Raw genomic sequence first — 13,381 nt, forward strand, 5'->3', positions numbered from 1 at the left:
GGCGTTACGCGGCCTTCTTGGCGCCACCGAACGCGGCTACGGCACCGAGCAGCAGGAAGAGGTAGGACTTGAAGTCCGCCGCCTCGCTCCACGCCTTCGTCAGGATGTCGAAGTGGTCGAAGAAGAGGCTGGAGGCGGACTGGTGGGCCAGGTCGGAGAAGATGATCGAGATGCCCACGAGCTGGCCGAGGTAGACGGCGCCCACCGACAGAACGGCGCTGACCACGGGCAGCACCGGGTTCTGTCCGCCGACCTTGCTCGCCGCGAAGCCGACGAGGAACCCGACGCCGATGGCGATGTAGCCGACCTCGCGCTCGATCGCGCCCGCGATGACGCCGTACAGGAAGGCCGCGACGAGCGCCGTGACCACCGCCGTCAGCAGGCCGAGCCCCAGGTTGTCACGGGCCGGGGCCGGCGGGGAGAACGGCGCTCCGCCGAACGCGGCGCCGGGCTGACCGGGCTGGCCGTACGGGCCGGGCTGCTGACCCGCGAACGGGTTGCCGGTGGGGGCACCGGGCTGCTGGCCGGCGAACGGGTTGCCGCCGCCGGGCTGGGCGTCGTACGGCTGCTGCGGCTGGTTCGGCGGCGGCACGGGCTGGCTCATGGTGGTATCCCCCTGGGACGAAGCGCACGACTGTGCGAGAAGTGACGCCGCAGGCTAGCAGCCGCCTGTGACATCGCCCACCGAAATCCCGGGGGAAAGCCGTTCCTACAGCCGGTGTGCGGCCCCTGCCGGGGTCGCTCCCCGGGTGTCCAGGAGGAGCTGGGCCTTCACCGCGAGGCCCTGGAGATCGTACGTGCGGTGGTGCTGGAGCAGCACGGTGAGATCGGCGCTCGATGCCGCCTCGTACAGCGAGTCGGCGCGCGGAACCGGAAGTTCACGTACCCGCCAGTCCAGGACGTGCGGGTCGTGGTAGCCGATCTGGGCGCCCATGTCCATCAGCCGGGTCGCGACCTCCCGGGCGGGGGAGGCCTCCTGGTCCGCGAGGTCGGGCTTGTAGGTGACACCGAGGAGCAGCACCCGGGCACCGCGTACGGACTTGCCGTGTTCGTTCAGGAGGGTGGCGCAGCGCTGGATCACGTACTGCGGCATCCGGTCGTTGATCTCCTGGGCGAGCGAGACCATCCGCAGGGGGTGTCCGGGGGTGCGGCTGTTGTACGGGAGGTAGCCCGGGTCGACGGGGACGCCGTGACCGCCGACGCCGGGGCCCGGACGGAAGGGCTGGAAGCCGAAGGGCTTGGTCTCGGCGCACCTGATGACGTCCCACAGGTCGACGCCGAGGTCGTGGCAGAGCACCGCCATCTCGTTGACCAGGGCGATGTTGACGTGCCGGAAGTTGGTCTCCAGGACCTTCGTCATCTCGGCCTCGCGCGGCCCGCGGGCCCGGACGACCTTGTCGGTGAGGCGGCCGTAGAAGGCGGCGGCGGACTCGGTGCAGGCGGGGGTGAGGCCGCCGATGACCTTGGGGGTGTTGGCGTAGACGTGGGTCCTGTTGCCGGGGTCGAGGCGGCTGGGGGAGCAGGCGAGGTGGAAGTCGCGGCCGGCACGCAGCCCCGAGCCCTCTTCGAGCAGGGGCAGCACGTAGCTCTCGGTGGTGCCGGGCTGGACGGCCGATTCCAGCAGGACGGTGGTGTGCGGGCGCAGCCGGGCGGCGAGCGCGCGGGTCGCCTCGCCGACGGCGGTGAGGTCGAGGGTGCGGTCGGCGCCGAGCGGGGTGGGCGCGCAGATCACCGCGGTACGGACCCGGCCCAGTTCGGCCGGGTCGGTGGTGGGCCGGAAACCCCCCGAGAGCATCCGGCGGACGTCCGAGGCGGTGAGCGATCCCTCGACGGGGGTGTGGCCTGACGAGAGCTCCGCGTAGGCGCGTGGGTCGGTGTCGTAGCCGACGGTCTGGACACCGGCGGCGACAGCGGCTTGGGCGAGGGGCAGGCCGAGGTGGCCGAGTCCGATGACAGCGAGGTCTGCGGGCATGTGGATGGGCCGTCCTTCCCTTGGACCGAGAGAGCGGAAAGCGCAACCGCTGGGGACAGCGCAATGTCAGACTAGGCGTAAATATGACCTATATGTCGCATTGTCGGGATCCTGTCGTCCTGGTGTTGTCCACAGGCGGTGGCCGAAGTCGTGGACGGCGGACAGAATCGAGGGATGGGCGCGGGGCGTCCGACCGCTCGGTCGGGTCGCGTCCCGTGCCGGACCACCCCGATCTACCCCGGGAGGCAGCGGTGAGGACAGCGACACTGGGACCCGCGGAGCGCGCCGAGGCGCTCGCCGCGATGGCCGAGCGCGAACTGGACGTGCTGGTCGTGGGGGCGGGCGTGGTCGGCGCCGGTACGGCGCTGGACGCGGCGACGAGAGGGCTCTCGACCGGTCTGGTCGAGGCGCGCGACTGGGCCTCGGGCACATCGAGCAGATCGAGCAAGCTGATCCACGGCGGGCTTCGGTATCTGGAGATGCTGGACTTCGCGCTCGTCCGGGAGGCCCTGAAGGAGCGCGGGCTGCTCCTGGAGCGGCTGGCCCCGCACCTGGTGAAGCCCGTGCCGTTCCTCTATCCGCTGCAGCACAAGGGCTGGGAGCGGCTCTACGCCGGCTCCGGTGTGGCGCTCTACGACGCGATGTCGGTGTCGTCGGGGCACGGCCGCGGCCTGCCCGTCCACCGCCATCTCTCCCGCCGCCGAGCTCTGCGGGTCGCCCCGGCGCTTCGGAAGGACGCCCTGGTCGGGGCGTTGCAGTACTACGACGCGCAGATGGACGACGCCCGCTACGTGGCGACCCTGGTGCGCACCGCCGCCGGATATGGCGCGCGTGTGGCGAACCGTGCGCGGGTCATCGGCTTCCTCCGGGAGGGCGAGCGGGTCGTCGGTGCCCGGGTGGAGGACGTCGAGGCGGGCGGGGAGTACGAGGTCAGGGCCAAACAAGTGGTCAACGCGACCGGGGTCTGGACGGATGACACCCAGGCGCTGATCGGGGAACGCGGACTGTTCCACGTCCGGGCGTCCAAGGGCATCCACCTCGTCGTCCCGAAGGACCGCATCCACTCCTCGACCGGTCTGATCCTGCGCACCGAGAAGTCCGTCCTCTTCGTCATCCCGTGGGGACGGCACTGGATCGTCGGGACGACGGACACCGACTGGGACCTGGACAAGGCGCATCCGGCGGCGTCGAGTGCCGATATCGACTATCTGCTCGAACACGTCAACTCGGTCCTGGCCACGCCGTTGACCAGGGACGACGTCCAGGGCGTCTATGCCGGCCTGCGGCCGCTGCTGGCCGGCGAGTCGGATGCGACCAGCAAGCTCTCGCGCGAGCACACGGTGGCGCATCCGCTGCCGGGCCTCGTGGTCGTGGCGGGCGGCAAGTACACGACGTACCGGGTGATGGCGAAGGACGCCGTGGACGAGGCGGTGCACGGCCTCGACCAGCGCGTGGCGGAGTGCGTCACCGAGGACATTCCGCTGCTGGGGGCGGAGGGGTACCGGGCGCTGTGGAACGCCCGCGCGAGGATCGCGGCGAGGACGGGGCTCCATGTCGCCCGGGTGGAGCATCTGCTCAACCGCTACGGCTCCATGACCGAGGAGCTCCTCGATCTGATCGTCGGCGATCCGACGCTGGGCGAGCCGCTGCCGTCGGCGGACGATTATCTGAAGGCCGAGATCGTCTACGCCGCCTCGCACGAGGGGGCCCGCCACCTCGACGACGTGCTGACCCGCCGGACCCGGATCTCTATCGAGACCTTCGACCGGGGCACGCTCAGTGCCCGGCTCTGCGCGAAGCTGATGGCGCCGGTGCTGGGCTGGGACGACGGACAGATGGACCGGGAGGTCGAGCACTACGAGAAGCGGGTGCAGGCGGAGCGGGAGTCGCAGCGCCAGCCGGACGACCTCACGGCGGACGCGGCGCGGCTCGGGGCTCCGGACATCGTGCCGCTGTAGGACCGCCCGGCCGGGCCCTGCCGGACTCGTGGGGGCCGGGGCTCAGGCGCGGGGAGTGCGACCGCAGAACTCCGCTTCGAGCAGTGCCGGTTCGAGCGTTTCCGCATCGTTCAGGGCGTCCGTGTCGACGCGGAATGTGAGGGTGTGCCGGCCGTCGCGCGTAGTGGCGGTACGGACGTAACTGCCCGCTATGCGGCCGTTGTGACCCCAGACGGTGGTGCCGCAGGAGAGCTTTGGCGGATAGATGCCAAGACCGTAGGCGCCGAGCGTGGCACCGGTGTTCAGCAGCGTCGCCAGCTGGGCGGGCGCGAGGAGGCGTCCGCCCAGCAGGGCCGCGTAGAAGCGGTTCAGGTCGGTGAGCGTGGAGACCGGTGGATCAGCCCCGGCAGCGGACGCTCGACGGGATCCGACAGCCGAAGCCGTCCCTCCCGGACGAGTTGGAGCACGACGGTGGCGACGAAGGTCTTGGTGATGCTGCCGGCCCGGAACCGGTCCGCCCTGCGGATGCCGGGGCTCGTCGAGCGGTAGGTGCCGTACGGTGCGGTGGAGGCGCGGTCGGCCAGCAGCGCCGCCGTGGGGGCGCCGCCCACGGCGACGAGCCGGGGAAGGTAGGAGGCCGCGGGCGTGAGATGTGGTTCGCTGGGCAGGGTCGCTGTTCCGAGGCCGAACAGCGCCAGCAGCAACGGGGCGGCGAGCAGCGCCCTGAGAATCGGCAGGGCAGGGAATCCCTTTCTCCGGCCATATCATGACGGGCCCGCGGACCCGGCACCATGACCGGTCCCGGGGTGAGGGACAATGAACGCTCTGCCAGGGCGGGTTGATCGCAGAGGGGACGCATGTCGGAGGCGGAGCAGGCACGGGAGCCCCAACGGGACAAGGACGGACGTCTCCTTTCGGGGCGTTACCGGCTCGGGGAGGTGCTCGGCCGGGGCGGTATGGGCACGGTCTGGCGTGCCGTCGACGAGACGCTGGGCCGCACGGTCGCGGTCAAGGAGCTGCGGTTCCCCTCGGCCATCGACGAGGACGAGAAGCGCCGTCTCATCACGCGCACGCTGCGCGAGGCGAAGGCGATCGCCCGGATCCGCAACAACGGCGCCGTGACGGTCTTCGACGTGGTCGACGAGGACGACCGGCCGTGGATCGTGATGGAACTCATCGAGGGCAAGTCCCTCGCCGAGGCCATCCGCGAGGACGGGGTGCTGACACCCAGGCGCGCCGCCGAGGTCGGTCTCGCCATCCTCGACGTGCTGCGCTCGGCGCACCGCGAGGGCATCCTGCACCGCGACGTGAAACCGTCCAACGTACTGATCGCCGAGAACGGCCGGGTCGTGCTGACCGACTTCGGTATCGCCCAGGTCGAGGGAGACCCGTCGGTCACCTCGACGGGCATGCTCGTCGGCGCACCGTCGTACATCTCGCCGGAGCGCGCCCGGGGGCACAAGCCGGGACCGCCCGCCGACCTGTGGTCGCTCGGCGGACTGCTCTACGCCAGCGTCGAAGGGTCCCCGCCCTACGACAAGGGGTCGGCCATCGCCACCCTGACCGCCGTGATGACCGAACCGCTCGATCCACCGAAGAACGCCGGTCCACTGGAAGAGGTCATCTACGGCCTGCTCGCCAAGGACCCCGATCAGCGGCTCGACGAAGCGGGCGCGCGCGCCCTGCTCGACGGTGTGATCCACGCTCCCGAGAAGCCGGACCCGGTGGTGCCCGCGCCCGCCGACGCCACCCAGATCATGACGCTGCCCGGGCAGGCCTCCGGGTCCGGCGCCAAGACGGCCCCGGACTCCGGTGAGCAGGTCGAGGGCGCACGGGATCGGCTGCGCGGTGCGCTGCGCTCCGTGCGCAGCGCGAAGGCGGCGCCGGCCGCGACTGCGGCCACCACGCCGCCCCCGTCCTCGACACCCCCGTCGGCCGCTCCCTCGACGGGCTCTTCAAAGCCTGCCCGGCCCTCGACCCCGGCCCCGGCGAAGCCGGCTGCGGCCTCCGCCGCCGTACCGCCGCCGCGCCAGGCCACGACGCCCGCCACCCCGCCCCGCGCGTCCCTCACGGACGTGGTGCCGCGCCGCACTCTGGCGATCGTCGCGGCCGTGATCGTGCTCGCCGTGATCGGCACGGTCCTCGCGCTCACGCTCGACGGAGGCGGCAAGGACAACCCGAGCGGCGCCGGTGGCAAGGACGACAAGTCCACCTCGGCCGGGGCCTCGCCGAAGGGCGGTGCCACGGAAACGGACAGCGGCAGCGGCAGCGGCAAGGCCCAGGACCAGGGCGGCGATCAGGGTCAGGGCAAGGACCAGGGCAAGGGCGACGACTCGGGCAAGGGGTCGGACGGTTCCAAGGGGGACGACCCGGGCGCCAAGGGCGACGCACTGCCCGCCGGATACGGAACCATCACGAACAAGCAGTTCCACTTCACCATTGCGATGCCCGAGGACTTCCGGCTCGACCACACGTCGGGGCAGAACTCCGGCGGCATCTTCAATGCCGACGGGGGCTTCCCGCGCGTCCAGGTCGACTACACCGATTCGCCCGGCGGTGACGCCGCCGCGGCCTGGAACGCCGCGAAGGGCGGTGTCGCGGCCAGCAGCAACGGCTACCACCACCTCGGCGTGAAAAAGGTCCAGTACAACGGCTACCCGACCGTCGCCGACTGGCAGTTCGAGCGCACCCAGCAGGGGCAGCGGGTCCGGGTGCTGAACAGGGGCTTCAAGGTCGACGGCACCCACGGCTACGCGATCATGATCAGCTGCAGGTCGAGCGAGTGGGACGGCAAGGAGTGCCGGACGCTGCGCAGGACCGCGTTCGACACGTTCGCGCCCACCGACTGATCGATGGGTGAAAAGGGCCGGGATGCACCGACCCCGGCGCGCGTCCCGCACTTGCCACGTATCGTGAGACCTGAAGACCGTACGCAGCCGGAACGGCGAGTCAATTGCACGGTGAGTGAGCGCAATTGATGGATTCGTGCGGGTTCCGTGACCGGGGGACAGCGCGCTCTGGGGAGGCGTCGTGGACGACTACGCGGGTCGGGTGCTTGCCGACCGCTACCGCCTTCCGCTGCCCCCGTCCGATGAGTACGAACTGGTCGAGACCCGGGCGTTCGACACCTACAGCGGACAGGAAGTCCTGATCCGGCAGGTGCCGTTGCCCGAAGTGGTGGACGCCGAGGTGCTCGACGCCGACGGCCCGGTGCCGACGGCCCGGGTCACGGGGCACGCGGTGCGACGGTCCACGGACCCGGCGGTCCGGCGCGCCATCGAGGCCGCGCAGGCGGCGGCCCAGGTCCCCGACCATCCCCGGCTCGACCAGGTCTTCGACGTGTTCGCCGAAGCCGGCTCGCTCTGGATCGTGAGCGAATTCGTCATGGCCCGCCCGCTCGCCGCCCTGCTCGCGGAGCGTCCCCTCGATCCCTTCCGGGCCGCCGAGATCGGCTCCGACGTGCTGACGGCGCTTCGAGTGCTGCACGCCCATGGCTGGACCCACCGGAACATCACCGTCCGCACGGTGCTGGTCTGCGACGACGGCCGCGTCGTGCTGACCGGCCTGGCGACCGGTGCGGCGGAGGAGGCACTCTGCGGGTACGTGCCGACGCCCCAGCCCGACGACGGGGACGAGATCGCCTTCGGCCGCCCGGCGGTCGGGACGGGCCCGGCCGGGCCGTACGCACCGCCTCCGCTGCCCCCGTCGCCCCCGCCCGTCCCCCCGGCCGAGGCGCCTGCCTCGCGTGGCCCGGCGGCGATCGGGACGGGCCGCACCCCCGGCGACCCGTACGGCGACGACGAGGCGCACACCGATGACGCGTACCCCGGCGACCGGTCCGGCGACGGCCTCCACGGCGGTGCGCAGAGCAGTGGTCCGGGCGAACTGGAGGCCGTGCGGCGGCCGGTGAAGCCCGCTCTGCCCGCGCCCGCCCCCGGAACGGAAGGCGCCGCGCGGTCGCGGGCCGAGCGCGCCGGAGCCATCGCCGCCTACCGCGCGGGCGCCCGCGCCGCGGCCCGGGTAGGCGAGGACCAGCACCGGACCGGGGCGGGCGAGGCGGAGGACACCGCCGGCCTCCCGGTGCAGCGCACCGCGCGGCCGAAGGACACGGGACCGTCCGCCCCGGACAGCCGCCCGCAGCCGACCGGCTCCGGGAACCGGGCCGATGAGGACCCGTACGCCGAGGACCCGTACGCCGAGGACCCGTACGCCAAGGCTCCGCACGGGGACGACCTGTACGAGGAAGACCCGTACGACGACGAGGACGACGACGGCTACGGGGACGACGGCCGGGCGCCCGGCCGTCGGCTGCATCTCACCGGCACCTGGAGCGACGGCCCCGGCTCCGGGCGTCCCGTCCCCGCCGGAGGCTCGGGCGAGGACGCCCTGCGCGCCGACGCCCGGCGCCACGGCAACTCTCCGGCGCTGTCGGCGCACCCGTCCCCACAGCGGCAGCAGCCGGGCCACTGGGACGACGTCGTCGCGGGCGGGAGTCCGGGCCCCGCCTATCGCGGCCCCGCCACCACCCTTGCCGCCGAGCGGGCCCGGCAGACCCGGATCGCCGTCGTCGGCGCGGTCACCGAGCGCTGGGCGCCCGAGCAGGCGGGCCCCGTTCACGAGAACTGGCAGCTGGCGCCGCCGGTCGGCCCCGCCACCGACCTCTGGGCACTGGGCGCGCTCCTCTACCGCGCCGTCCAGGGCCACGCCCCGTACCCTGAGGAGAGCGCGGCGGAACTGGTCCAGATGGTGTGCGGGGAGCCGCCCGCCTTCGCCGAGGAGTGCGGTCCGCTGCGCCCCGTCGTCGAGTCGCTGCTGCGCCAGGACCCCACCGAGCGGCCGGACTTCGAGGAGCTGAGCGGCTGGCTGCGTTCCCTCGTGCGGTCGGCGCCCGAGCCCGAGGCCGGTCTGGACGTCGTACCGCTGCCGTCCGTCGACAGCGCCCGGCTTCCCATCGTGCGCCGCCGGGGCGAGCTGGTCCGCAGGCGCCGCGGTCGTTTCGGCCAGGGCTCGGCCCACGGCCGCCACCGCCACACCAAGGAGAAGACCGACCGGCGCGACAGGCCCGGACCGGAGAGAGCGCCCAGAGCGCCGCGCGAGCCCAAGGGCCCCAAGGCGCTGCGCACCCCGCCGCCCGGCCCCCGGCAGGGCGAGGGACGGGCGCCGCGACGGCTGGGGCGACTGCTGCTCGTGCTGATCCTGCTGGCCCTGGTCGCGGCCATCGCGTACGCCATGCTGTTCATGCCCAAGACGGACAGCGACTCCGGCGCCCGCTCCACCGGCCCCGCGTCGTCGGCGTCCGGCTCACCGGAGCCGGGCGACGGAGGGAGCGGCGGGCAGTCGTCCACGCAGCCCCCCGGCGCCCAGCAGCCGCAGACCAGCCGCTCCGCCGTCGCGCTCGCTCCGGGCTACGCCCTGCGCAAGGACCCGGAGGGGTTCGAGATCGCGGTGCCCAAGAGCTGGCAGCGCAGCCCTGCCAACGCGGACCGTCAGATCCGTTACGGCAGTGACGGCTTCAGCCTGCTGATCGTCCCCGGACGCGACACGGTCAAGGCCAACGGTGACGACCCCCTCGTCTACCAGGCGGACAAGGAACTGGAGTTGCAGCCCTTCCGTGACTCCAGCTGGTCGGGGTCGAGCGGGCTGCGCCGGATCGACGTCGGCCGACAGGCCATGGCCGAGGGCCAGTTCACCTGGCAGGACGCCTCCGGGCGTGAGGTGTACGCCCGTAACCTCGCGATGATCGTCGGCGGCCGCTACCACATCCTCCAGGTCATCGGCCCGGAGAACCGGCGCGACAAGGTTTCGGACATCTACGAACAAGCCATTGCCTCCTACCGTGTGACGCACTGAAACACCCCGGCGCCTCGGCCGAACGACGCCGGAGCGACAAGCATCACAGTGCGGTCTCGTGGGGGAGGCGAGGTTCCGTGGCCCCGGCCCCCTCCGTAATCTGGCCTCCGAAGGAACGGGGCGGGGACACGTGGATCGATCACAGGGCACGGACGCGGGACTGGTGCTGGCCGGAAGGTACCGGCTCGGTGAAGTTCTCGGGCGCGGCGGCATGGGCAAGGTCTGGCGGGCCCACGACGAGGTGCTGCACCGCACGGTCGCGGTCAAGGAGCTGACCGCCGGGCTGTACGTCGCCGAGGCCGACCGGATCGTGCTGCACGCACGCACGCAGAAGGAGGCCCGCGCGGCGGCCCGGATCACGCACCCGGGTGTGGTCACGGTCCACGACGTGATCGAGTACGACAACAGGCCCTGGATCGTCATGCAGTACGTCGACGGTCCGTCGCTCGCCGACGAGGCCAAGGAGTCCGGCGAGATCGAGCCGCGCGAGGCCGCCAGGATCGGCCTCCATGTGCTGGGCGCCCTGCGCGCGGCACACGGCGCGGGGGTCCTGCACCGGGACGTGAAGCCCGGCAACGTCCTTCTGGCCAGGGACGGCCAGGTACTGCTCACCGACTTCGGGATCGCGGCGATAGAGGGCGACTCGACCATCACCAGGACCGGTGAACTGGTCGGCTCCATCGACTATCTGGCGCCCGAACGGGTGCGCGGCGGCGATCCCGGCCCCGCGTCCGACCTGTGGTCCCTCGGCGCCACGCTCTACACCGCGGTCGAGGGACGCTCACCGTTCCGCCGTACGTCCCCGATCTCCACCATGCAGGCCGTCGTCACCGAGGAACCGCCGCCGCCCCGGAAGGCGGGCCCGCTCGCCCCCGTGATCACCGCGCTGCTCCGCAAGGAGCCCGACGACCGGCCGTCGGCGGCGGAGGCGGAACGGATGCTGCTGGAGGCCATGGAGGGCCGCGAACCGCGGGCCGCGCAGGCGTACGTACCGACGCAGCGCGTCCCCGACGAGGTGCTGCGCACGCTGGACACGGACGCCGCGTCCGGGGCGGGGGCGGCGGGCACGGCCCAGCTGCCCCATCCGGCGGCCGGTTCCACCGCCGGCCCGGCGTCGTCCCCGGTCACCCGGCGCAGCCGCGGCCGGTGGCGTACGGCGGTCCTGGTCATCGTGGCCGCCGCGCTGGCGGGCGGCGGCGCGGGGCTCGCCGCGATGAAGTACCGGGATCGTGCGGAGAGCCCCGCCGGAAACGGCGTCACGGGTACCCATGCGGCGGTCACCCCCTCCGAGCCCGGCACTTCGCGCGCGCCGAAGCCCCGTACCTCGAAGAAGGGCGTACCCGACGGATGGAAGCGGGTGAACGACCCCGAAGGCTTCAGCCTGACCGTGCCCGACGGCTGGGTGCGCCGGGCGGACGGCAACCAGATCGACTACACCCCGGACAACGGCGTGCACTACATCCGGATCAGCATCGACCCGGCGCCCGACTTCGAGAACCCCTACATGCACATGCTGAACATGGAGAAGCAGCTGGCCGAGCGGCTTCCCGGGTACGAGCGCAAGACGCTGCACTCCAACACGTACCGCGACCGGGCGGGCTCGCTCTGGGAGTTCACCTGGACCGAGACCAAGAACCATCCGGGCCCGCGTCACGCGATCGACCAGATGTACTTCGGGGAGGACGGCGGTCCCGAGTACGCGATGTACATGACGGGTCCGGCGGCGGACTGGGACACCACACGGGAACAGTTCGACACGATACTGCGTGGATGGCAGGCGCCCGACAGCGCCGACTGAGGCCCGCCGGATCGTGCCGACGACCACAGGGGTCCTGATCAGGGGCTTTGTTGCCAGTGATCACTGGCTTGTTTGTGGGGAGTGTGAAAACCCGTTACTCACGGGTACCCAAAGTGTGCGGCTGGCCGTACTCTCGCCCTCATGACGGACTCGCAGGCCTCCACGTCCACCTCCTCCGCCCCGGTCGGCACCAACCCCGTGGCCGCCGCCCCCGCGGGTGTGCGCACCGCCGCCGACGTGGTGACGCCCGAGGTGATCGCCCAGCTGACCCGTGGGGTCGTCGGCTCCGGCCGCACGGCCAACCACACCCCCTTCACCGGGGAGAAGCTGGCCGATCTGCCCGAGTCCACCCCCGAGGACGTGGCGACGGCCTTCGAGCGGGCCCGTGCCGCCCAGGCCGCCTGGGCGGCGACCCCCGTCCGTGCCAGGGCGGCCGTCCTGCTCCGTTTCCACGACCTCGTGCTCGGTCGCCAGGCCGAGGTGCTCGACCTCATCCAGCTGGAGACCGGCAAGGCCCGGCTGCACGCCCACGAGGAGGTGCAGGCCGTCGCCGTCGTGGCCCGCCACTACGGGCGCGCGGCCGCCTCGTATCTGAAGCCCAAGCGGCACACCGGAGTCGTGCCGACGCTCACGAAGGTCACCGAGCTGCGTCAGCCGCGCGGCGTGGTCGGCCAGATCGCGCCGTGGAACTACCCCTTGGAGCTCTCCGTCGGTGACGCGCTGCCCGCGTTCGTCTCCGGCAACGCCGTCGTGATGAAGCCCGACACCGAGACCGCGCTGACCGCGCTGTGGGCCCGGGACCTGCTGATCGAGGCCGGGCTGCCCGCCGAGGTGTTCCAGGTGGTCCTCGGTGACGGGCCGGTCATCGGCCCCGAGGTCGTCAAGCACGCCGACTACGTCTCGTTCACGGGTTCCACCCGCACCGGTCGCGAGGTCGCGCAGGGTGCGGCGGCCCGGCTCGTCGGGGTCTCGCTGGAGCTCGGCGGCAAGAACGCCATGCTGGTCCTGGAGGACGCCGACGTGGAGAAGGCCGTCGCGGGCGCCGTCCGCGCCTGCTTCTCCTCCGCGGGCCAGCTCTGCATCTCCATCGAGCGGCTGTACGTCCACGAGTCGGTCGCCGACGATTTCGTGGCCCGCTTCGCCGCCCGTACGAAGGCCATGCGGCTCGGCAACTCCCTCGCCTACGGAGCCGACATGGGCTCCCTGGTCGGCGAGCGCCAACTGGAGACGGTCACCCGCCACGTCGCGGAGGCCGTCGAGAAGGGCGCCACGCTCGTCGCGGGCGGCGTCGCCCGCCCCGACATCGGCCCGCTCTTCTACGAGCCGACCATCCTCGACGGCGTCGAGGCGCCGATGGCCGTCTGCAACGAGGAGACCTTCGGCCCGGTCGTCTCCATCTACCGCTTCACCGACGACGACGAGGTCGTCGCCCTCGCCAACGCCACCCCGTACGGGCTGAATTCGAGCGTCTGGACCAGGAACTCCAAGCGGGGCCACCAGGTCGCCGCCCGGCTGCGGACCGGCACGGTCAACATCAACGAGGGGTACGCCCCGGCGTACGGCAGCGTGCAGTCCCCGATGGGCGGCATGAAGGACTCCGGTCTCGGCCGGCGGCACGGCTCCGAGGGCATCCTCAAGTACACCGAGGCGCAGACCGTCGCCCAGCAGCGGCTGATCCCGCTCGCCCCGGTCTTCGGCATGGACGACGAGAAGTACGCGGCGTTCATGACCCGCAGCCTGAAGGCGATGAAGGCGTTCCGCCTGCGCTGACCCCCGTAGCAGGGCGTTCCGCCCGCGCTGCCCCGTAACACCGCAGCACGTTCC

7 protein-coding genes and 1 pseudogene are annotated in these 13,381 nt (G+C 72.2%); 5 read left to right on the forward strand and 3 right to left on the reverse strand.

From position 1 onward, the window contains the following. Positions 1–4 precede the first annotated feature (4 nt). Entirely contained in the window at positions 5–604 is a 600-nt protein-coding gene (locus ACF1B9_RS03995; RefSeq protein ID WP_376272266.1) for a hypothetical protein, read from the reverse strand. A gap of 105 nt (positions 605–709) precedes the next feature. After that, positions 710–1,972, reverse strand: a complete 1,263-nt coding sequence (locus tag ACF1B9_RS04000) for a nucleotide sugar dehydrogenase (protein WP_391738890.1) — start codon at positions 1,970–1,972, stop codon at positions 710–712. A 251-nt stretch (positions 1,973–2,223) separates the two neighbouring features. Here ACF1B9_RS04000 and ACF1B9_RS04005 point away from each other — a divergent pair, with 251 nt between their 5' ends. Further along, complete coding sequence (locus ACF1B9_RS04005) at positions 2,224–3,930, forward strand: glycerol-3-phosphate dehydrogenase/oxidase (protein WP_391738892.1); 1,707 nt, start codon at positions 2,224–2,226, stop codon at positions 3,928–3,930. A gap of 42 nt (positions 3,931–3,972) precedes the next feature. Here ACF1B9_RS04005 and ACF1B9_RS04010 read toward each other — a convergent pair. Next, positions 3,973–4,646, reverse strand: a pseudogene (locus tag ACF1B9_RS04010) (serine hydrolase). Positions 4,647–4,766: 120 nt separating this feature from the next. On the opposite strand from ACF1B9_RS04010, the gene ACF1B9_RS04015 reads away from it, so the two are divergent. The 4 genes from ACF1B9_RS04015 to ACF1B9_RS04030 all read left to right on the forward strand — a co-directional run bounded on the left by ACF1B9_RS04015 (position 4,767) and on the right by ACF1B9_RS04030 (position 13,327). Continuing rightward, positions 4,767–6,758 (forward strand): serine/threonine-protein kinase, encoded by a 1,992-nt coding sequence (locus ACF1B9_RS04015; RefSeq protein ID WP_391738894.1) that lies wholly within the window; start codon positions 4,767–4,769, stop codon positions 6,756–6,758. 181 nt (positions 6,759–6,939) lie between these two features. Then, positions 6,940–9,759 (forward strand): protein kinase, encoded by a 2,820-nt coding sequence (locus ACF1B9_RS04020; protein WP_391738896.1) that lies wholly within the window; start codon positions 6,940–6,942, stop codon positions 9,757–9,759. Between the two features lie 130 nt (positions 9,760–9,889). Next, the gene (locus tag ACF1B9_RS04025; protein ID WP_391738898.1) at positions 9,890–11,557 is read left to right on the forward strand and encodes a serine/threonine-protein kinase; all 1,668 of its coding nucleotides are present in this window, start codon (positions 9,890–9,892) and stop codon (positions 11,555–11,557) included. A 141-nt stretch (positions 11,558–11,698) separates the two neighbouring features. After that, positions 11,699–13,327, forward strand: a complete 1,629-nt coding sequence (locus tag ACF1B9_RS04030) for a succinic semialdehyde dehydrogenase (RefSeq protein WP_376284981.1) — start codon at positions 11,699–11,701, stop codon at positions 13,325–13,327. Positions 13,328–13,381 lie beyond the last annotated feature (54 nt).

Origin of the sequence: Streptomyces sp. NPDC014727 (assembly GCF_043083485.1) — a bacterium.
Lineage (GTDB): Bacteria > Actinomycetota > Actinomycetes > Streptomycetales > Streptomycetaceae > Streptomyces.

Coding starts and splice junctions, on each gene's coding strand:
- ACF1B9_RS03995 (WP_376272266.1), bottom strand. CDS start 604: ATGAGCCAGCCCGTGCCGCCGCCGAACCAGCCGCAGCAGCCGTACGAC.
- ACF1B9_RS04000 (WP_391738890.1), bottom strand. CDS start 1,972: ATGCCCGCAGACCTCGCTGTCATCGGACTCGGCCACCTCGGCCTGCCC.
- ACF1B9_RS04015 (WP_391738894.1), top strand. CDS start 4,767: ATGTCGGAGGCGGAGCAGGCACGGGAGCCCCAACGGGACAAGGACGGA.
- ACF1B9_RS04030 (WP_376284981.1), top strand. CDS start 11,699: ATGACGGACTCGCAGGCCTCCACGTCCACCTCCTCCGCCCCGGTCGGC.